We start from the raw sequence: 22,265 nt of genomic DNA, 5'->3' as shown, positions 1-22,265 counted from the left end.
GACTGAAATTTTGATTTGTTAAAACCCTGACTTTATAATCTTTATGTGAAACTTCATAAAGAGTCCAACTACATAAAGAAAGAATAATGGGTATAAAAACCGGTAACAAATCAATATATTTAATATTGAAGAAAAATCTTTTTCTCATAATGAGTATAGAGGTTGTTAGTTTTTTAATAAATAATAAAATTGACACTTTTGCCTTCTTCAGGAATAAATATTTTAATACTGTAATATCCGGCAACAGGCGGTATAGACATTGGAATAGTAAATTCTGATGCAGAGCTATATTCTCCTTGCTTGACCAGAATACCTAAACCATTAAATATCTTTACAGCTAATGGTTTAGCAGATTTCAACTCTACTCTAATATTAATATTTCCATCTCGGGAAGGGTTCGGAGAAACCTGAATTTTCTTAAATAATGAGTTATTCTGAAGTGCATCATAATCTGCAGTATTAAGAACTGACAGGTTTTTGACCATCTCACATCCAAGTTTATTCTTTATTTTTAGTTCGTAATTTCCTATTCCGTTTAGAAAATAAGGTGCTGCAATTGTATTCTGACCATTTGGACTTGTTAACACATACTGAAAAGAACTGGTATTTAAATCTAACTCAATTGGCGTGCCCTGCCAAAGATAATTTGTATCAATATTCTGATTAACGACCCCTTGTAAGTCAAAAGTTCTTATGATATCACTATAGCCTTGTTTCTTAAGGATAAGCTTATAGTGATCAGGATTAAGATTGTTAAATACTATTTGATTATTCGTTCCTTGCAAATTATTCGTAATCATCTGGCCTGTAGTAAGGCTTTCCAAAGAATATTCAAAAGGTAAAATATTTCCCGGTACAGAAATTTTGACCAGATTATTTCCTAAATCCTCACAAGTACTTATCATTTGAATATTAATGTTACTTTGATTATCATCTAAACTAAATGTAAAATAGTCATTACCATCCTTATTGATGTCCCATAATATATCTTTAAAAACATAAAGTGTATCATTTATTTTTTTTCCTGTAATATCTGTTGATATATCATTCTGATAATCTGTCTCATTTTGAAATAGCCTTAGTTTAATAAAATTTCCTTGAGGTTGGGCAGGTAACACAGCATACATATTAGTTTTCATAATCTGATTATCTATAGCCTTATTCTGGACTTTCCAAACTCTCAACATATCTCTTTTAGGATGTTGCGAAAGTAAATCTGCATCTTTAAATTCTAAATTTTGATTATTATCTCCCCACACCAAAAAATTCCCATTTTCAATGGTTCCAGTGTTAAAATTGTTGGTCAGTTTTAAACTGTCAATTGCCACAGCTAAATTACCATCATTAGAGTGTTTAGACTGTTTTTGATACAATTCAAAAGCATCATCCCTTCCAATGCCTGTTATTCTGAAATTATAATTTTTATTTTTTTTAGAATCCCACAAAATATGATCATTCGAAGAGATATAATTTTTCTCAGATATATCATTGATCATAATCCCATACTTTATAGCTAAATAAGTTTCAATCTTTTGAGCTTCTGCATCTGACAGATTTTTATCAAAAACCAACACTTCTGGGATAAGTACTTTTTTATCAGTCCTTTTATTAAAAAAAACAATGGGATTAATTCTTTTATTAACATCCTTTTTAGTAAATGTCAATATTTTAGCGTTTATTTCCTGATTTGTGATTTTTAAAGAATCAGGAAAATCTGCAATTCCAAGAGCACTTATGACTGAGCTACCTATTTTGGCATAAACTTTATTATCCGTTCCTCCAAATTTATTTCCAACCAAAAACAGTGTAGGCTGATTTAAGCTTGTATTAAGTTTTTTAAAAAAAATTATCGAAGGATTATCTTTAATGAGATGATAATTCATAAGACGGTCTTGTAGAGTATCTGTTGGCAAAACCTGCTGTTTTACATTGTCTTTCCTAAAAGCAAGTGCGGAAACGGGTCCAAACATTGTTGTTTGAGAAAATAAAAAAAGACATATGAAAACAAATAAAAATGTAAATGCATTTTTCATAAAAATGGTATTAGTTTAGGAGTATTAATTTAAAACATGTCAAAATTTTATTAACAGGAAATAAATTAAATTATAATTTTCATCATATTATTTTAAGTTTGCAAAACTAATAAAATGACAACATCAAAACAATATTTTTATTTTAATTTTTTAACAAATTTTAAGACCATAAAATCATAAAATAAATAAAAAACATATTAATACAATATTGTACAAAAATATTTAATAAAAAATCATAAATTAAAAGAAAAAAAAATAAAATAATAATTCTTATTTCGTTAATAAGTAGCATTTGAGATATTATATAATAATTATAACTGATTTTATTTCTTACAAATATATTTTAACATTACGACAAAACTTGTCGTAATATAATCTATTGTGGTTTTACTTAATATTATTCAAAATATAATTAATGATTCCTAAATTTTAGAATTCTCATAGAAAGCAAATATCACCTCTGAAATCTAATTTTGATAGTTAAAATTAATCTAGCTTACGAATTAAGATTTAAATACCCACACAGCTTCTTATTATACTATTCAAAAAAGTAAGAATGTTACTTATAATGAGGAATGAAATTTGAATTAGATATTAAACATTTCTACTATCACAATAATTATTTACTTTTTATTTGGAATGTCAGAAATTTTCTAACTCTCATGCCAAATACATCTATTTTTCCCTCAATTAATATGAAGAAAAACATATCCAAATAAAAACTTACTTTTCCTATAAAGATTATTCTCAATTTTTAAAATTAAATTGCATTTGTTATCAATTATCGGAAATTATTCTCAAAAAATGAGTTTTGTAATTCTTGTTTAATTTGGCTCAATCTAACCAAATCATCGACAAAAGTGTTTGAAGATACGCTCGTCTTGGTCACAAAAAGAGACAACTATTAAATAGTTGTCTCTTTTTTTTATAGACATAAAAGATTATTCATCAATCTTTTATAGTCTGACATTCTATGGTTTGATTTTTTTACATAAAATCTTTAGCTTATCTAAAATATACAGTGCGCCGGGAACGACCCAAAAAGAAGACGCTGAAACTATAGTATCACATTAACAGCTTTATTGATTATAAAAATGATTGTAGATTAATATAAAGTACCAATTATGGGTAGTCAACAATATAATCAACTTTGCAATAAATCAGTAATAAACATTAGCTAAATTAAGATCAGATTAATTCTTTATTTTAACTACAAAAAAAAGTAATCTGGATACAAAAAATGATTTGGATACTTATTACATTTGAATAAAACAAATCTTATCAATATGATTAAAGCAAAAGGTTACGCAGCTCAAGATTCTAGTTCTGATTTAGCTTCTTGGGATTTTGAAAGAAGAGAAGTTGGTGCACACGACATACAAATTGAAATTATGTATTGTGGAGTTTGCCATTCGGATCTGCATCAAATAAAAAATGACTGGTTTCCGGGATTATTCCCAATGGTTCCAGGACACGAAATTGTCGGTAAAATCGTTAAAGTTGGAGACCACGTAAAGAACTTCAAAGTTGGAGAACTTGCAGGAGTTGGATGTATGGTTGACTCTTGTCAGGACTGTGAAAACTGCAAACATGATCTGGAACAATACTGCCTAGAAGGAAATACACAAACTTATAATAATCTTGACCGCAGCGGAAATCCCACTTACGGAGGTTATTCTGACACAATTGTTGTAAGAGAAGAGTTTGTATTGCATATCTCTGAAAAATTAGATTTGGCAGCTACTGCTCCACTACTTTGTGCAGGTATTACAACTTACTCTCCTCTTCGTCACTGGAAAGTGGGCAAAGGTCATAAGCTGGCAGTTTTAGGATTAGGCGGATTAGGACACATGGCTGTAAAATTCGGAGTTGCTTTCGGGGCGGAAGTAACGGTTTTAAGTACTTCTCCTTCAAAAGAAGAGAATGCAAAACAATTAGGCGCTCATCATTTTGTGGTAACAAGTAATCCGGAACAATTAAAAGCAGTACAAGGCTCTTTTGATTTTATTTTGGATACCGTTTCTGCAGAACATGATTATAACTTGTATATTGCTCTTCTAAAAACGGATGGTGTTCACATTTGTGTCGGAGCTCCTTCTGTACCAATGCAACTCGGAATTTTCCCACTTTTAGGAGGAAGAAGAAGTGTTGCCGGTTCCGGAATCGGAGGAATTAAGGAAACTCAGGAAATGCTTGATTTTTGTGCAGAGAACAATATTGTATCAGATATTGAACTTATCGACATCAAAAATATATCCACTGCTTATGAGAGAATGCTTAAAGGTGATGTAAGATATCGATTTGTCATCGATAGTAAAACATTAAATAACTAAATTAAATACAAAAAACTCTACAGTATTGTAGAGTTTTTTATTTTAAGTAAAAAGATTACTGCACAGGAAATTTTAATAGATCAAAAGAAGCTTCTGTTAATTATTTCTTTTACTATCCCAAACTAAGGAGTCAAAAAAAATTACAAAAGAATCCGTTTCACGAGTTGTGAAACAAGCTCTTTTTATCCAAAACTGAAATGATCTAAACGGTGTCAGCTTTCATATTCAATCTTTCCTCCTGCAAATCCAATATTCTCAGGTGTTTTCTAATGATATTTTCATCCAGCAGCAGTTCTTCACGATTTTTATTAATAAGCCAGTTTCTTTGGGTCTCGAGAATGTCAATATAAATACGTCTGTATTCATCATAGTTTAGAATAATTTCGGAACTATTCAACAGATTTTCATATTTCTGTAATTGATCTTTCAAAGCCGGAAAACTCTCTATTTTATCAGCATAGTCACTACTAATTTTATCAATCGCTACTTTTGCCAGACTGTTCTGAATGTCGTAATCGATCTCTTTCGTACTTCTTACGAAATCCCGGTCTATCGGAGGAAATTTGTTAAGCAAAAAAGGAAGCGTAAGTCCTTGTAAAAGCAGTGTTACCAGAATCACAATGAATGTAATGAACAGGATCATATTTCTTTGCGGGAACGGAGACCCATCATCTAAAGTCAATGGAATGGAAAGTGCTGCAGCCAAAGAAACTACTCCCCTCATTCCGGTCCACCCAATAATTAATGGCGTCTGCCACCCAGGTGACTGCGGGTCGGCAACAGTGATAAAATTTCTCATAATTAAGGTCGTCACCAGCGCTCCGTACCCTGCTAATATCCTGACAATAATCAGCACTGCGGTAACTGCAATTCCGTAACCGATAGCTGTATAAATATCGGTGCCTCCTAAGCCTGAAACAATTTCCGGCAAATCTAAACCAATAAGCATAAACACTATACCATTTAAGAGAAAACAAAAACTTTCCCAAACTGTTACCGTGCGTATTCTTGATGCACTGCTTAAGAAATCATGGCTGCGATAGGAAAGAAAAAGTCCACCTGTTACTACTGCCAGGACTCCGGAAGCATGAAGTTGTTCTGCTACCAGATACATGGAAAACGGTGCAATAAAGGTCAGCAGAATATCTATATTTGAATCGGTCGGCAACATTTTGTGCAATTTCAGGAAGACGTATGCAATCGCCAGCCCAATTCCCAAGCCTCCGAAGCACATCCAAACAAAACTTCCCGCTGCTTCATGCCAGACAAATTGTCCGGTTGCAGCCGCAATCATCGCAAACCTAAAAATAATCAGAGAAGAGGCATCATTCAACAAACTTTCACCTTCCAATATTGAGGCCAGTCTTTTCGGAACTTTTACAAACTTTAAGATTGCTCCGGCGCTCACTGCATCCGGTGGCGAAACGATACCTCCAAGCAAAAAGCCAAGAGCCAGAGAAAATCCGGGAATAAAATAATTGGCGAAAACAGCAACCGAAAGCGCGGTAAAGAAAACCACGACGAAAGCAAAGCTGAAAATAATCCTGCGCCATCGCCACAGTTCTTTCCATGAAGTCGACCATGCCGCTTCATACAGTAAAGGAGGTAAAAAAATGATAAACAGCAATTCGGGTTCTACTTTAATGGCTGGCACCCCTGGAATAAAACTTATTAGAAGTCCTGCTAACACCAATAGAACAGGATATGCAACTTTAATTTTATTGGCCAGCATGATCAACATGATAATTAAGAAAACCAAGAAAAGATAAAATTCAAAGTCTTTAAGCATATGGAAATTTTAGATACTTAAATATATATTAAATTCTTAAAAAATTTACTCTTTTACGGAAATTTACATCATGAGAAATTAGGAATTTCTATATTCATACTGCTCAGAGTTAGACATATTGCAAAAGTTAGCTTATACTAAAACTTACAGAAAAGATGAGCTTTAAGTATTTTGAAGATGCGCTCGTCTTTGTCACCAAAAGCCAAATGGTGCCAGCTGAAGACAGTTGGCACCATTTATTTTATTCTTGATTCCAAAATAAGCCAGATGTTTTGGCATTAGATATTACAGATTTCTCACTGCAAGAATTGCATAGGATCACAATCAAATTTTTTGTGATAGAATATTTACTGATTATACAGCCTGAGAATCTCTACCAATTCAGGTATGGATCGTATTTTCAGCTTCTCAAACAACCTGTTTTTATAAGTGCTGATCGTTGATGAATGGAGATTCAGCTGATTAGAAATTTCTTTGAGTGGAAGACCTTCTGCAAGCTTGTTGGCAATTTGCAATTCACGGTCTGATAGTGCTTCAAAGGGAGATTTTTTTGCCGCGCCATTTAATGATTCTAAAAAAATCGCTTCTTTTATATTATCACTTATATATCGGCCCTTACTGAGCATCGCCGTTAAAGCAGTTTCAATGACTTCAGTGGAGCTTAGCTTGCTGAGATAGCCACCAGCACCCATTTTCAGATAACGCATCCCATACAACTCTTCATCCTGTGAAGAAAATATCAGAGTTTTCAATTCAGGTTGGTGAATTTTTATGTAATCTATTGCTTCCTGAACAGTACCATTAGGCATATTAACGTCCATAATGGCCAGATCAAATTCTTCTTTCTGAATTAATTTGTACAGCGATTTATAATCTTCTACTTCTGAAATTATAGCATCGGGTCTGAATCGTTTGATTGTTTGTATCAAACCCATTCGAACGATACCATGATCATCGGCTACAACAATGCGAATATTTACTTTTAAACCCATCATTCTATAAATTTACTTAAAAAAAGGGAAACCGTACTGCCTTTATTTTCAGTGGAAATGATTTGTATGTTTCCATGAAGCAAGGATATAAAATTTTTTACAATTTTCAAACTTAATCCAACTCCTTTCTCGCCTGCAGTCCCCAGAAATATGGGATTACCATGATTGTAGATTGTAGGTAAATACTTCTCATGTATTCCTGTTCCGAAATCAATCACAGAAAGCACAATCTGATCACCTTCTGTAATCGCCTGTAAATAAATATCTTGCCCGGGAAAGGTATATTTTACCGCATTGTTAAAAATTTTGTCTAAAATATATTCGAGCAACAGACGATCGCTTGTAAGAAATGCATTGTGATCTCCTTTAAAATAAAATTTAATATTTTTTTCCTTTAATTTAGCAGCGTATTTTTCTTCTAAATAGTGAAAAAGTTCCATCACCATGATTTTAGTGGGTTTAATATTAAATTCCCCGTATTGTGTTTTTAGCCAGGCAATGCTGTCCTGGGTAGTTTGCAGATTCTTCTGGGCATCTCGTTTTACCTGCGGTAACAATTTAAAAAAATCTTCCTCACTTAAAGTCTTTTGTTCCAGCTCTTCTATAAGCCACAGAAAAGTTCCAAAAAGTTCTTTTGAGTCATGAGACAATATCGAGATCAGTCCGTTCTTGAAATTGATTTCGTTTTCCAGTCTTTCGATTTTTAATTGTAGTTCGTTGATAAAATCAGTCATAAATTCAGTATCAAAGGTTTTAGAAGCTTTTTGAATTATTTTTTTTGAAAAAAGGCAGAAAAGGTTTATTGTTTAAATGTGAATAAAACATCCAGCTCAAGCCTTTCTCCAGAAGTTGGCAAGTTATAAAAAATATCATATTAGTAGAAAAAAAACAAATGGGATTTACTTGAAATAGTAAATCCCATATTTTATCTTACTAAAATCCAGATTGCACAAAAGGCAAAATTGAAATTCATGAAAAGCGCTGAATTGTTGAGAAAATCATCTCCTGAATTCTTAATACCAGAAGACGTTCCAAAAATTATGAAAGAAAAAACGAAAATGCCAATGCTTATATTGTCATAGCAAACAGCAGGAGGTTAACTAATAAAATTTAATTCAAACAGCATCTGAATTTTACTAATGCAGTTAATTTATCAATATCGTGCTGATCCGGCGATAGATCATTGCTATTAAAGAGAGCTATAAGGAGGAGCTATTTCAGAAAGTACTGTTAAATTGCCGTAAAGCTATAATAAACATTGATAGAGTAAGTGGTATTTTCCTTACCTACCAAACTTTGGGCACCCGCAGCTGGTATGGTGTATCTTACGTTCAGTCCCCGATCCAAAACCGGTGCTCCGTTAAAAAGTATTTTTTGAGGCGTTTTGGATAAGGGAGCATTTACAGAACTTCCATCCACACCAATTTGTAAAATATTTGAATTGATGTTAGTCTGCAAACCACCTTTCTTAAAATAATTTTCGTCCGATTTTACATAGAGCTCAAAATTTTCATTATTGGACAACATAATTTGGTTGGGAATCATTTGTGACTGACCATCAGTGTAATGGGCAGCGGTATTAAAATTGAAGTTTACATTGCGTCCGGAACTGGGGATGGTGATCTCAGACAGAGGAAGCACCTTTAGCTGAACAGCTGTATTTTGCAAGCTGTTAATTGAATTATCTGTACTTCCGGCATTGAAGTTCAATTCAAACGTATAAGTTCCGGCTTCAAAAAAGAAGTTTTTAAAATCTTCCGCAGACACATAAAGCTGAGGAATGAAGCTGTTTCTGTTTCCCGCTACAACACTAAAATTAGCAGCGGAAAAATTCTGAAAATCGGAAGATAAGGCTTTGGTCGTGAGTGCTGATCCATTACTACCCAATTTCATGCTTGCTATATTTCTGGTTCCCGGAACACCTTTAGAAGAAGTGAACTGAATGTTTGCAGAAGCAGCTTTCGCCCAAAAATTAAAATCAACCGTATTTGCAATTTCCGTATTCCCCAAATCCCACACCCGCGTACTGGTATTGCGGTAGTCATTCAAAGAAGATATTTCTATGTATTTTGTTAAAGAGTTTGCAACCCACCGTATAGATGAAGGAATGACTAAAATTGTTTTAAAATTACGTGGTGTGAAGTCATTATAATTCTGAGTTATATCCATGGAGTAATTCCCGGCTCTGAAAGCATTGGCAGTAAATTGTGAGGCAGGAATTTTAAATATAAAATTGATATTTCCGCGGTTGAATCCTCCCCCAATACTGATGGATGGCGGTTCAAACCATTTTATAGCGCTTGTACTGAACGACTGAAAACCTGGTAAAGAACCTGAATATCCGGTAGATGGCAGCTGTCCGCCCATACTTTCCAACTGCCACAGAAGAGTGGAACCTGGTAAAGTAAGTGAGGAAGAAGAATGAGTAAAATTTGGCCCGGAAACAGAGGTAAATGTAGGAGCTGTTGGAAGTAATCCCAAAAAGGCATAATCCCAGTTTGTTCTGTTGGCGTTCGTCATTACCCTTGTAGGTACTGAGGTAAATTCGCTCCGGTTAAAAATATTATTTTCAGGAATCGACAGGTATATATCCTGAGCTTTCGTGACTGCAGACCCGCACAACACGGTAAAAATTCCTATTAGAAAAGGCCTCATCTTTTTCATACTTTTAAATTTAAAACTTTTTCACCTTAATAGTGGTGTCTTTCTTCTTATATTCAAAAACCACGGTTTTTGAATAACCTTCTTTTGTCACCTGAATAGTTTGGATAGGTTGTGTATAGCTGTATTTGTCATTTTCAATATAGAGGTTGTATTTTCCATCTTTCAGGAAAAACTCAAACTCATTTTTTTGGTTAACCACCGCAGTATACATCATACCATCTTCACTTTTTGCATACACTACTATTCCTGTTACATCCGTTTCCAAAACATCATAGGCTTGCTTAATCTCTGTTAATTTCCCACTTACCTTAATGTTTTTTACCAAGCCTACTTTACGGTTAATATTGTTATGTACCATAATGACAGGATCCATCATCAATCGGGCACCCGCAGTTTCGTTCACCTTCAGAGTGTAAGTACCTTCAGGTACATTCTGAAACACTACTTTTCCATTCTTATCCGTCATCGCTACATAATTGTCCAGTTTTACAATTTCATTAGCAAGTACCGATTCGCCGGACTCCAGAAGTCCATTGAAATTTTTATCTTCAAAGAACTGGAACGACACTTTATGATTTCCAAGAGCCGTAGCTGTGGTAAAATATTTTTTAATCCCCACTCTGAACTGGTAATAACTGCCACTGGTTGCATATTCAGCCGTAGATTTATAACCGGAAAGATTAAAATAACCTGTGGTGGACCAGGAAGGTGAAATCTTATATTCCAGATTACCGGTGATATTGCTGTTTAAATTTTTATAAAGTTCCGAATAGAATGCTCCAGCTGAAAAAGATCCGGTCAGATTATGATTAAACATCTGGAAATTATATGAGGCATAAACGTTATAGTTGGCGAAATTACGGCTTACATCATAATAAGAATTTAAATCAAAGACACTGGTTGCGTTCCATTGGGCTGTTCCGTTGAGGGAGAATGATTTATATCTGTAAGATAAAGTTGTTTTCAAACTGTTGAACCAGTCCGGTTTATTGTTCTCTTTTGAATAAGAATATTCCGCTGTCAGGTTCAATCCGTGGGCACCTAATGTAGTACTGATATTAGCTTCCAAACGGTAAGAAAAAAGTTCCTGAGATGTGTAAAAATTAGCTGTTTTTTGCTTTTCAACCTTTGGAGAAAGTAAAAAATTCCACTTGTTTAAAGAAAACTGATAACCTAACCCCAAAGCTTCTGTACTGTTGAAATAATAACGAAAATTAGAAGTATTCCCAGGTTGCGTTGTTTCACTCTGAAAACTCAGGAACTCTGGTTCTATCTCCGAATTCTGATATTGTATAAAAGCGCGCTGAGTGGCAGAAAATTGGCGGCCAATCCTCTGATTTGAGAAAAAGGATCCCCGTTTGATCCCTGCATAACTTTTAGTAGCAAAGGAATTGACAGATTGTATATCCCATTTCCCTATTTTCCCATCATAATTGGCTCCCATTGAAGCTCCTGCGTTTTCATCGTTGTTCAAAAGGCCTTTTTCGTGGCTCAGTCCCACCTCTGTGCGGATTGTGTGTTTATCATTAATTAACAATGCTGTTACCGCGTTCGCGACCTGCGTATCTACGTTAAGGCGAGGATCATGATCGAATAAATAGGATACTTTCCCATTGAAAGATTTAGCATTCCCAAAAGCATATTTTGCACCCACAATGGTAGATCCTTGTGTTTGTTGGAAATAAGTACCATACAGATTATAATTATTTTCCAGCGCAAGAATTTCAATCTGATTATTTTTACCAAATTTGGTAGAAACTTTCCCGCCTCTTCCGAACACTGGGTAATCGTAATCGCTGCTATTCACATTTCCCAATCGTAATACCGTATTTTTTCTCTCCAGTTCCAACCAGGTATCATACAGGTTATAACGGCCGTCTTCAACATAATAATCTGCCCCGATATTGAAGCGCGATTTCAAATTCTCAGTCATCCGAAATGCTGTATTTCCCCTCAATTGAAGATAATTGAAACCTGAACTGTTTTCATTATAACTGATTTCGGCAAAATTATTTCCGCTCACCGCTTCGTTTCCGCGGGCAATTTGTCTGTTGTGCGATAAAATGACTAAGTAAAGCGTGTTGCTTCCCACAATTTTATTGTCAAGCAGGTCTGTGACAGTTGCATTAATATTAAATTCCGGATAAAGTGTATTCTGTTTTCTGACAGCAATTTTGATCTCAACCGTTTGTTTTTCCAGACCTTCCAGAGATACGGTTTGTTGTTTTGGCATTATTTCCAAACCGTCAGGAATGGATTGCAAATCAATCCTAACAGTTCGTTTACTATAACCTTGATTTTCTACAGTCAACAGAATTGAAGATTGCGGCAAAGCAGGGTTAATGAAATTTTCGTATGTGGCGGTATAAACTGCGATGTTTTTGTTCTCTTCTTTAGCAACGAAGAACGAGGCACTTTCAGTTCTGGTGACCGTTGGGGTGGCATACGAAACCTGAAATTGGATCTCATTGGATCTCAGTTTCATAAAATCCACATTGGCGATCAGTTTCACTGGAAGATTTTTTGACTGACCCGCGCCTAAGGTAAATTCATTTTTGGGATAGAAAAGCAATCCCGGATATTTTTCCTGAGGTATGATATTCTGAATGATAACTTCTTCAGAACTTTTATTCTCAATGACCAGGAAATTAGTAAAAGTAGAACCCTTCTCAACAGCTACACTGTCGTTTTCAAAATGGATTTGGATATCCTTTTTTTCCTGTGCAAAGGCCAACGAAAAGTGCAGAAGAACAAATACAAAAAATAAGATTGTTCTTCTTAACACTGATACTGATATTCCATTCTGTGGTTTCAAAGCTTAATTTTAAAATTTAAAGTTTTTTTCTCCTACACGTAAATCATTGGATTCTGCCATTTTAATAATAACCACGCCAAGGAAGTTCCCTGAAATGTTCTCTGGTAAAGAAAATTGAACAACCTGATTGGTATCCGGAAGCATGGAGATGGAAATGGAAGGCAATTTTATTTCCTTACCACTGTCTGTGTTAGTTAGTTCAAACTCAACGGTGGCATCATTGATGGTGTTTCCATCATTGTGAATACTTACTGCAACTTTTTTGTTCGCTGTATTCCCATTACTCACCTCTGAAATATTAGTAATATCCAAACTTTTTACATGGTTTCCCGGTGGAGTATAAAAGATGTGAAGTCCCACCTCAAATAAGGTGATAATACCAATACCATTCTGAATACGTGCCTTATCTGCCTGCTGAGGAAGTTGGGTAAAAAACAACATGCTGTTCGTAACGGCAGACTGTGATGCGTTTGCCGGAATCTGCATGGTTACTACAATCTCCTTTGTACTTTTCGCAGGAACAGTTACAGCGTTTTCTAAGGTGGACATCCATGAGGCATTGGAAGTTTTTGAACTGCCTGCTTCAAGATAAACCTTATTTCCGTCTTCTTCTCTAACCCAATCTTTATAGTTGAGATTAAAAACATAATCCTTATCCGAGCTGTTTTGGAGCGTGACTGTCTTTGTTACTTTTTCTCCTGGATTACCTGTAAAAAACAAGCGTGTAGGCGACATAGAGATGCTTTGTGCCAGAAGTGAAGAAAATCCTGTGAGGATAAAGAAAATGAAAAGGTGAATAAGTTTGTGCATGGTGTAAATAGTTTAATAATAAAGATTCCCAAAACTACTGAAAACGTATCAAAAGGAACCTTTACAAACTAAAATTTTTATTATAAAGCAGTCGCAGTATAAGTTACTGTTTGTGTATAAGTTCCGGCTGGCTTCCCTAAAATATCAGATGATGATGATTTCGCTGCTGGAATAGTGTAGTCCAAATTTAGTGTTAAGGCACTTCCAAGAGGAGCGTTTGCTACTAAGGTTTGATCTGTTGCAGATAAAACTACAGCGCTTTTTGTTCCCCCCATTGTTCCGGCAGCTGTAGCTGCTTTGATAGTCAAAACATCTACCGGGATCAAATTGGCTCCGTTTATGAAATTTGCACCACCCGCTTTTACTTTTACATTAAAATTCTTTGTGGAAGTAACTTTCAAAGCGTTCGCTTGAGCTACTGTTTTTTCCGAATTATAATCTGCTGCAGTAACATAGTTAAAGGCAACTGCACCACTGATTGCAGTACTTCCTGCGTCGATAGAGATTACATCGTTCAAAGTAATGTTTACGGTTGTAGTTGCAGTTGTATTTTGAGCTTGAACATTGTTAGTTCCTAATATGATTGCTCCAATAGTTAAGGCTGTGATTACGATTTGTTTTGTCATGGTAGTAATATTTAATTGTTATTCTTGTTTAATTGTTCTCTTTTGAACACTACAAATCTACATCGGCAATAAAAGTTTCTTTGTAGTGGAAGACGGAAGTTCACGTAGTAAAATAACTACAGGATTACGCATTGGGTTTACATAGAAAAACCCTCAGCACTTTCTAAGTGTTGAGGGCACGTATATTGATGTGTTTTTTTTATTATAAAATTGATGTGTTTTTTATTATAAAGCAGTCGCGGTATACGTTACTGTTTGCGTATAAGTTCCGGCTGGCTTACCTAAAATATCAGAAGATGATGATTTCGCTGCTGGAATAGTGTAGTCCAGATTCAGTGTTAATGCACTTCCAAGAGGAGCGTTGGCTACTAAAGTTTGATCCGTTGCAGATAAAACTACAGCGCTTTTTGTTCCCCCCATTGTTCCGGCAGCTGTAGCGGCTTTGATAGTCAAAACATTTACAGGAATTAAATTGGTTCCATTCATAAAATTAGCACCTCCTGCTTTTACTTTAACATTAAAGTTCTTTGTAGAAGTAACTTTTAAAGAGTTGGCTTTAGTAATCGTCTGATCAGAGTTGTAGTCTGCTGCAGTAACGTAGTTAAAATCTACCGTATTACCAATTGCCGTACTTCCTGCGTCGATAGAGATAACATCGTTCAAAGTAATGTTTACGGTTGTAGTTGCGGTTGTATTTTGAGCTTGAACATTATTAGTTCCTAGTATAATTGCTCCAAAAGTTAAGGCTGTGATTACGATTTGTTTTTTCATGATGGTAATATTTTATTGTTATTTTTTACTTAATTGTTATCTTTTGTATACTGCAAATTTATAGTGGTGCTAAAAGCTTCTTTGTAGTGGAAAAAGGAAGTTCATGTAGTAAAATAACTACACGGTTTTTTCATTTGACTTAAATAGTAAAACCCCCAACACTTTCTAAGTCTTGAGGGCGCATATAAATTCCTGTTATTTCTATTATAAAGCTGTTGTAATATAAATTCCCGGGTTTTGAATTTTATCTATATCGGTACAATACATACAAAATCAAAGGCCCCCCTGAGGAAGCCTTCGAAACACCAAATCACAAAATATTAATATGAAAAAATTTAACTTATAAAGCTGTCGCAGTATAAGTTACTGTTTGAGTATAAGTTCCGGCCGGTTTACCTAAAATATCAGAAGATGATGATTTTGCCGCTGGAATGGTGTAATCCAGATTCAGTGTTAAGGCACTTCCTAGTGGGGCATTGGTAACTAAATTCTGATCCGTTGCAGATAAAACTACTGTATTTTTTGTTCCCCCCATTGTTCCGGCAGCCGTAGCTGCTTTAATTGTCAAAACATTTACAGGGATTAAGTTCGTTCCATTCATAAAATTAGCACCTCCTGCTTTTACTTTAACATTAAAGTTCTTCGTAGAAGTAACTTTTAAAGAGTTGGCTTTAGTAATCGTCTGATCAGAGTTGTAATCTGCTGCAGTAGCATAGTTAAAATCAACCGTATTACCGATGGCAGTACTTCCTGCGTCGATAGAAATTACATCATTTAAAGTAATGTTTACAGTGGTAGTTGCTGTAGTATTTTGAGCTTGAACATTATTAGTTCCTAATATGATTGCTCCAAAAGTTAAGGCTGTGATTACGATTTGTTTTGTCATGGCAGTAATATTTAATTGTTATTTTTATTTAATTGTTATCTTTTGTATACTGCAAATCTACAGCGGCGATAAAAGTTTCTTTGTAGTGAAAAAAGGAAGTGCATGTAGTAAAATCACTACACGGTTTATTCATATGATAAATAGAAAAGCCCTCAATACTTTGACAGTATTGAGGGCTTTTCTATTTTAAAATTGGTACTTACTTACAATGCAGTGGCAGTATAAGTTATTTTTTGTGTGTAAGTTCCCTGTGGTTTACCCAAAAGTACCTTGGATGCATTTTCCGCCGAAATAGAGTAAGCAATATTTAAAGACTGTTTGGTACCTAAACTTGCATTACTCACCAGCACCTGATCAGTTGTAGATAAAGTGACCTCATTCAGGGTTCCCACCAAACTTCCGCCCGGTATCGCTTTTACCTGTAATACATCTACAGGAATTACATTTGCACCGCTTACAAAGTGTGACCCTTCAGATTTTACTTTTACATCAAAATTTTTGGAGGAAATAATGATTAAACTATTGGGAACAGTCACATTTTTTGATGAATTATAGTCTTTTGTGCTCCCATAATTAAAATCTACAGTGCCTTCTGAAGCAACAGAGCCAATGTCCATTGCAATAACGTCCGATAAAATAATATTTACTGATGTACTCACCTGCTCTGAATTTTGTGCCATAACCCGGTGGGTTCCTAAGGCGATTGCTCCCAGAGACAGCGCAACGATAAGGATTTGCTTTTTCATGATTAATAAATTTAGTGAGGTGTAATAATATTGTCATTCAGAAATCATTATAAATCTAATAACATTATCTGACATTACCAAAGCCTTTTTCATCATTGATTAGGTATTGTCATCATAAAGCTTACAGATATTCAATATGATAGAGTTAATTTTTATTACAATATTACACTCTAATGGGAATAACGCCGAAATCATGGAATCAGCATATTTACCATAAGAATAATTAATCAAGTTAACAGTAGCGGGATGTTTAAGGAAATTGTTAAACACTCCGATAACTGATGTCATTATTCATGGCTGGGCCACTATTTTTTATTCCTAAAATTTATTCTTTACTCTAAATTCTTAATTGAATATTAAAAAAAATGAGCTTTGTAATTCATTTTTAATTTGACTCAAACGAACCAAATCATTGATAAAAGTGTTTGAAAATACGCTCGTCTTTGGATATCAAACCAATTGAAGCGTTACACCTTTCTAAGCAAGAACAGCAAATGGTTTTGGAAATGTTTGCAGACATTCAATTTGAATTGAGCCGGCCAGTGGATAAACACAGTAAGAAAGTCATCACATCAAATATTGAGCTTTTTCTTAATCATTGTGATAGCTTTTATGACCGTCAGTTTATTACCCGAGAAAATGTAAATAAAGGTATTTTAGAAAAATTTGAAGAATTACTAAACAACTATTTTTTATCTGAGAAAACGAATACTATTGGTCTTCCATCTGTAGCCTACCGTGCCGAAGAATTACATTTTTCAGCCAACTATTTTGGCGATCTCATCAAGAAAGAAACAGGGAAAACAGCGCAGGAATATATTCAGAATAAAATTATTGATGTAGCCAAGCAAAGAGTTTTCAATGTTGATAAATCTATTGCTCAGATTGCTTACGAGCTTGGATTTAAGTATCCACAGCACTTTAATCGTCTTTTTAAACAAAGAACAGGTGTTACTCCTAATGAATATAGAAGTTTGAATTAGATATTCAATCAATTGCACTTGACTTGCATAACACAATTCAGTTCTTTTGATTTAAATCAAAAGAACTGAATAAATATATTCTTTATGATCCTAAGTAAACAAAAACATTAAGATTAAGATGTTTGGGATCAATAGATACTGGTGTATTCGTTCCTCCGGTAGGTACTGTAAAAGTATGGGTATGTGCACCGGCAGTACTTGTAGTGAAAGTTCCTGAAGTGTCATCAGCATTATCATTTCCAGAACCTCCCCCATTTACTGAAGAACTCCCTCTGTCCACATAGGTATGAGAGTGATTACCGGCTGAAAGTGCTGTACCATTGAAGGTAATGGCTGGTAAATTAGTCTGTGTGAGTGTAAAGCTGGAATTTCCACCTGATGCTCCCAAAACTTCAGCACCCGTTTTTGCCTTCAAATACCTATTTGAAGCATCAGGAATATTTGCAGGAAAGCCTAGAGATACAGCAGTTGCCTGTACAGCAGCTGGAAGGGAAGACACTGCTCTTCCATTCAATAAATACCATCCGTTGTGATCACCCGTCTGCACACTATATTTTATGTGCCCTTTAGGAATATCTGAAGTAGATAAACGAAACCATTGGGCTCCATTATTCATATAAAGACCTTCTGATACCAATGCATTACTTACTGTATTATAAACGATCATTCCTTTAACATGTTGGGAAAGAGGAGATGCACTTGTAGTATTAACCAAAGATATTCTTGGAGGTAACCAGCCTTTATTGGTAGAATTTAATTCTAATAAAGCATTGGCATTGGGGTTGGGTGTATCAATGCCTACCTGACCTTTCAAAATATTGCCATTCCAAATAGCAGTGGTTAAAATTAAAGTAATAATTATATTTTTCATAATGTGTTAATTTCCTAAATAGATAAAAACATTTGTTACCAAATAACTTGGCGTAATATTAACTGGTTGGGAAGTTCCACCGGAACTGAATGATACGGTATGAGTGTGTGCACCATCAGTTGTTGTGTTAAATGTGGCTGAAGTATCATCGGCTATCGGATTGGTAGCCCCAGTTCCACTGTTAACAGAAGAACCTGCTCCCCTATCTGTATAAGTATGCGTGTGAGCTCCGTCAGTGGATGTACTGCCGTTAAATACAACATTTGGCAGATTAGCTTGTGATAAAACGATACTAGAGTTACCACTTAAAGCACCTACAGTTTCCGAGGTATCCTTTGTTTTAATAATTCTGTCATCTGCATTAGGTAAGTTGGTTGCAAACCCAAGGCTGATTGCTCTTGCCTGAACATTGGATGGAAGTGAAGAAACTGCTCTTCCATTTAATAGATACCATCCATTATTGTCTGTAGTGGCAAAACTATTTGAAATTGTACCATAAGGATAATCACGGGAAACAGCAGACCAGCTTGTTCCGTTATTCTGATAAATACCTTCAGAAACATCATTAACATTTGCAAGATTGTAGGTGATCATTCCTTTTACATGTGCAGATAAAGGGGCAGGAGAACCTGTATTGGTAAGATTGTTTCTCATCAAAAGTATTCCTTTATTTGTTGTAGTAAGATCTAAAATAGAATTTAAGCTGGGAGAGTTTGTTCCTATACCAACCTGACCACTTATACTGACTGTTATTAAGACAGGTAGTAGATAAAATAATTTATTTCTCATAATATGTATTTTTTAAAGGCCTAGATAAATAAAAGTATTCGCTGCAAGGTTTTTGGGTTCAGTATCAATACCCGTTCCGGATCCGCCTGAGCTTACCTGTACAGTATGAGAGTGATTGCCTGCAGAACCAGTATTTTGATTGGTAAGCTGCGCTGTGTTTGCGAATGTTGCAGTACCAGTTCCATGATTCCACGTTGTTTGGCCTCTATCTACATATTGGTGGCTATGATTACCATTGCTGGAGGTTGTCCCGGTAAAACTAATATTGGGTAGGTTTTGCTGTAAAAGAGTTGTAGTTTGTGCACCACCTGCACTTAGTAATGCAGAAGCTCCTTTTTGTTTTAAATATCTGTCTGCCGCGTTAGGAAGTGAAGTTGTTATACCAATTTTAGTTGCATTTGCCTGAGCCGCAGCTGGCAATGAAGTAATATTTCGGCCATCCAATAAATACCATCCCTGATGATCTGATGCTACAAAACTATAATAAACATCTCCCACATTGGGTTGGTTGGTATACAGTCTGTTCCATTTTGTTCCGTCATTTTCATACATCCCTTCCACAACATCATTTATTACAGCTGTATTATATACAACCATTCCTTTTTCATGGGTAGAAAGAGGTGAAGATGAAGTAGTATTGTAAGAGCCACACGTGATAAGAGTAATCCTTTTGAAGTAGAAGAAAGCTCTAATACAGCGTTTGAATTAGGATTAATTGTACCAATCCCAACTTGCGCTTTTGAAAAATTTGCTGAACCTATTGAAACTAATAAAAGTACAATTTTGCCGATATAATTATTTTTCATAAAATTTCATTTGATCGGCAAATTTATGTCTTTTTTCACATTACACAATATAATATCTTATAATATTTTAATTATAGATACTGATCACGACTCAAATACATATTAATTTTATATTAAATTAATTTACATAACTAAATAAGAAGTTCAAATATTTTATTTTAGAAGAGTTCTGTAACAATGAAAATACATTTCTAAACTATCTTTTATAGCTACTCAGTTCTTGTTTAAGTTTAATTTGGTCCAAAACGAAATAAATCATCGGTAAAAGTGCTTAAAGATATGCTCGTCTGGGTCACAAATAGTAAAATAGCATCGCTTTAAGAGAAGTAATGCCATTTTTATTCTTTTGAAATGGAGAATTGAATCTGATGTTTAAACCAATAATTAAAATTCCATAACCGTATCTAAACCTCTCTTTAAGCCGGTAAATGTATTCACTTTTTCTATAGCAAGCAGAACTCCATTGACATAAGGTTCTGCTCCTGTACCTGAATCGTGACGAATTGTTAATCTCTCATCTTTTAGTCCAAAAACAGTTTCTACATAAATAACATATCCGGGAAGTCTCACGGAATGTACTTTTACCCCATTCAAATTAGCCCCACCACTACATTTATCACAATAATTTCAAAGAGGTAAAAGAACAGAAATTAAAAATCGAAAACACATGTTTATGAAAATTCAAAAAGAAACTTAGGAAACAACATAATTCTTAATGTAACAAATACTTTTTTTGAGTTGTCTTATTAATTAAAAATCAATAACACCTAAATGAAAAAACTAGTTACCATCATCCTACTCATATCCGGATTTTTTGCTTTTGCCCAAAAAACCATCACTGAAAACCAAATTTTTGCTTCGATGGATTCTCAAGCAGAAATATTTTTAAAAGCAACAAAGGCGAATTCTTTCTCTATCGGAATCGTGAAAGACGGGAAAACATACACCAGACATTACGGTGAAATGGATAAAGGAAAAGGAAATAAAGCCAACAATTCTACATTATTTGAAATCGCTTCCATTACCAAATTATTTACCGGAACATTGATGGCAAAGGCTGTTTTGGACGGAAAGATCAATCTGGATGATGATATCAGAAAATACATTACAGGATCTTATCCGAATCTTCAGTTTAATGGAACACCTGTAACAATTAAAGATTTGGTTTCATTGAAATCCGGTTTCAATAAAGATTTACCAGACAGAAGTGAATTGTTGAAAGTAAGGAATGATAGTACTGCTTTTAAAGTTGAAAAATTGGAAAAAGCATATACGAAAGAGCAATTTTTCAAAGATTTGAAATCAATTAAAGTGGAGACTTTGCCAGGGACAGTTTATAATTATAATAACGGAACTTTACAGCTGGCAGCACATATTCTTGAAAATGTTTATGGAAAAAGCTTTGAAACATTATTGAAAGAAAACATGCTGATTCCTTTACAATTAACTCACACAAAACTTCATATCAATCAAAACGAAACTATTGCAAGGGGTTACGACGGAAACGGAGTTTTGATGCCGTTTTTACCATACTCACTCTGGGGAGCTTCGGGTTATATGAAATCAACTCTGGCAGATTTAACCACATTTTTGAAATTTGAGCTGGATAAAAAGAATCAACTGGTTCAGGAGTCACAAAGAGATTTACTCCATAATAAAAACTATTGGAACGCCTATTTTTGGGATGAAGTTACTGTAAATCATAACGGGCGAAATGCAAGGAAACACGGTGGTGCTTTTGGGACACAGAATTTATTTTGGGTTTTCCCAGATTATAACATCGGGATTTCTGTGATTACCAATCAAGGAGGAGAAAATACCTATGAGAATTTATACCATGCTGTTCAAAATCTGATAGACGATTTGAAACCGTTTGGACAAAAATTAATAGGAAGAGAAATTGAGAAAAAATGTTTTGAAAATATCGATTCCGGAATTGCTTATTACAAAGAATTAAAGAAAAACAAGCCAGATTCTTTCAATTTTTCTGATGAATCTGAATTGAATAATTTAGGCTACAAATTGATGAGAAGTGGAAACATAATTTCATCCATCAAACTGTTTCAACTGTATGTTTCCCAATTCCCAAACTCGGCTAATCCTTATGATAGCTTAGCAGAAGCCTATTTTAATAATAAAGAATATACACTTTCTAAGCAAAATTATCTGAAATCTTTGGAGCTAAATCCAGAAAATACAAATGCCAAAGAAATGCTTTCAAAAATCAATCAAATTTGGGATCATAAAAATTAGATCGATTAAAAAAACAAAAGAAATCAATTTACTTCAGTTTGATCAGTAGATGATTCATCCTCTTAATACTAAACTCTATCTATAAATCCAGTTTAGTT

19 protein-coding genes are annotated in these 22,265 nt (G+C 34.5%); 3 read left to right on the top strand and 16 right to left on the bottom strand.

The window, feature by feature from the left end; all coding sequences use genetic code 11:
• Positions 1–173: 173 nt before the first annotated feature.
• Positions 174–2,033, bottom strand: coding sequence for a hypothetical protein (locus ACM6F9_RS07100; RefSeq protein ID WP_414845049.1), 1,860 nt, complete (start codon positions 2,031–2,033; stop codon positions 174–176).
• Positions 2,034–3,319: 1,286 nt separating this feature from the next.
• Here ACM6F9_RS07100 and ACM6F9_RS07095 point away from each other — a divergent pair.
• The gene (locus tag ACM6F9_RS07095; protein WP_414845048.1) at positions 3,320–4,366 is read left to right on the top strand and encodes an NAD(P)-dependent alcohol dehydrogenase; all 1,047 of its coding nucleotides are present in this window, start codon (positions 3,320–3,322) and stop codon (positions 4,364–4,366) included.
• 202 nt (positions 4,367–4,568) lie between these two features.
• On the opposite strand, the gene ACM6F9_RS07090 is transcribed toward ACM6F9_RS07095, so the two are convergent.
• The 10 genes from ACM6F9_RS07090 to ACM6F9_RS07045 form a co-directional block, all read right to left on the bottom strand.
• Positions 4,569–6,155 (bottom strand): Na+/H+ antiporter, encoded by a 1,587-nt coding sequence (locus ACM6F9_RS07090; RefSeq protein WP_414845047.1) that lies wholly within the window; start codon positions 6,153–6,155, stop codon positions 4,569–4,571.
• Positions 6,156–6,502: 347 nt separating this feature from the next.
• Positions 6,503–7,150, bottom strand: a complete 648-nt coding sequence (locus tag ACM6F9_RS07085; RefSeq protein ID WP_414845046.1) for a response regulator — start codon at positions 7,148–7,150, stop codon at positions 6,503–6,505.
• Entirely contained in the window at positions 7,147–7,881 is a 735-nt protein-coding gene (locus tag ACM6F9_RS07080) for a sensor histidine kinase (RefSeq protein WP_414845045.1), read from the bottom strand. The genes ACM6F9_RS07085 and ACM6F9_RS07080 overlap by 4 nt, the downstream gene beginning before the upstream one ends.
• Positions 7,882–8,377: 496 nt before the next feature.
• On the bottom strand, positions 8,378–9,811 hold the full coding sequence (locus ACM6F9_RS07075) for a hypothetical protein (RefSeq protein ID WP_414845044.1): 1,434 nt from the start codon (positions 9,809–9,811) through the stop codon (positions 8,378–8,380).
• A gap of 10 nt (positions 9,812–9,821) precedes the next feature.
• On the bottom strand, positions 9,822–12,626 hold the full coding sequence (locus tag ACM6F9_RS07070) for a hypothetical protein (protein WP_414845043.1): 2,805 nt from the start codon (positions 12,624–12,626) through the stop codon (positions 9,822–9,824).
• Positions 12,627–12,635: 9 nt separating this feature from the next.
• Positions 12,636–13,436: a hypothetical protein gene (locus tag ACM6F9_RS07065; RefSeq protein WP_414845042.1), complete on the bottom strand. Its 801-nt coding sequence runs from the start codon at positions 13,434–13,436 to the stop codon at positions 12,636–12,638.
• A gap of 80 nt (positions 13,437–13,516) precedes the next feature.
• Complete coding sequence (locus tag ACM6F9_RS07060) at positions 13,517–14,062, bottom strand: peptidoglycan-binding protein LysM (protein WP_414845041.1); 546 nt, start codon at positions 14,060–14,062, stop codon at positions 13,517–13,519.
• Positions 14,063–14,287: 225 nt separating this feature from the next.
• Complete coding sequence (locus ACM6F9_RS07055) at positions 14,288–14,833, bottom strand: peptidoglycan-binding protein LysM (protein WP_414845040.1); 546 nt, start codon at positions 14,831–14,833, stop codon at positions 14,288–14,290.
• Positions 14,834–15,173: 340 nt separating this feature from the next.
• A complete protein-coding gene (locus ACM6F9_RS07050) occupies positions 15,174–15,719 on the bottom strand; it encodes a peptidoglycan-binding protein LysM (RefSeq protein WP_407846810.1) in 546 nt (181 codons plus the stop codon).
• Between the two features lie 203 nt (positions 15,720–15,922).
• Positions 15,923–16,465 (bottom strand): peptidoglycan-binding protein LysM, encoded by a 543-nt coding sequence (locus ACM6F9_RS07045; RefSeq protein WP_414845039.1) that lies wholly within the window; start codon positions 16,463–16,465, stop codon positions 15,923–15,925.
• Positions 16,466–16,908: 443 nt separating this feature from the next.
• Here ACM6F9_RS07045 and ACM6F9_RS07040 point away from each other — a divergent pair, with 443 nt between their 5' ends.
• On the top strand, positions 16,909–17,448 hold the full coding sequence (locus ACM6F9_RS07040) for a helix-turn-helix domain-containing protein (RefSeq protein WP_414845038.1): 540 nt from the start codon (positions 16,909–16,911) through the stop codon (positions 17,446–17,448).
• A gap of 82 nt (positions 17,449–17,530) precedes the next feature.
• Here ACM6F9_RS07040 and ACM6F9_RS07035 read toward each other — a convergent pair whose 3' ends face one another.
• From ACM6F9_RS07035 to ACM6F9_RS07015, 5 genes are all read right to left on the bottom strand, one after another.
• The gene (locus tag ACM6F9_RS07035; protein WP_414845037.1) at positions 17,531–18,319 is read right to left on the bottom strand and encodes a hypothetical protein; all 789 of its coding nucleotides are present in this window, start codon (positions 18,317–18,319) and stop codon (positions 17,531–17,533) included.
• A 6-nt stretch (positions 18,320–18,325) separates the two neighbouring features.
• The gene (locus tag ACM6F9_RS07030) at positions 18,326–19,108 is read right to left on the bottom strand and encodes a hypothetical protein (RefSeq protein ID WP_414845036.1); all 783 of its coding nucleotides are present in this window, start codon (positions 19,106–19,108) and stop codon (positions 18,326–18,328) included.
• A 12-nt stretch (positions 19,109–19,120) separates the two neighbouring features.
• Positions 19,121–19,705, bottom strand: a complete 585-nt coding sequence (locus ACM6F9_RS07025; RefSeq protein ID WP_414845035.1) for a hypothetical protein — start codon at positions 19,703–19,705, stop codon at positions 19,121–19,123.
• Entirely contained in the window at positions 19,681–19,914 is a 234-nt protein-coding gene (locus ACM6F9_RS07020) for a hypothetical protein (RefSeq protein WP_414845034.1), read from the bottom strand. The genes ACM6F9_RS07025 and ACM6F9_RS07020 overlap by 25 nt, the downstream gene beginning before the upstream one ends.
• Before the next feature lie 384 nt (positions 19,915–20,298).
• A complete protein-coding gene (locus ACM6F9_RS07015) occupies positions 20,299–20,508 on the bottom strand; it encodes a dihydrodipicolinate reductase C-terminal domain-containing protein (RefSeq protein WP_414845033.1) in 210 nt (69 codons plus the stop codon).
• A gap of 177 nt (positions 20,509–20,685) precedes the next feature.
• Between ACM6F9_RS07015 and ACM6F9_RS07010 the strand changes: the two genes are divergently transcribed.
• On the top strand, positions 20,686–22,167 hold the full coding sequence (locus ACM6F9_RS07010; RefSeq protein ID WP_414845032.1) for a serine hydrolase: 1,482 nt from the start codon (positions 20,686–20,688) through the stop codon (positions 22,165–22,167).
• Positions 22,168–22,265: the final 98 nt, after the last annotated feature.

The sequence above is a fragment of the Chryseobacterium sp. IT-36CA2 genome, assembly GCF_949767875.1.
Taxonomy (GTDB): domain Bacteria; phylum Bacteroidota; class Bacteroidia; order Flavobacteriales; family Weeksellaceae; genus Chryseobacterium.
Note: the sequence above shows the minus strand (reverse complement) of the source record. Positions and strands in the feature narration are given on the sequence as shown.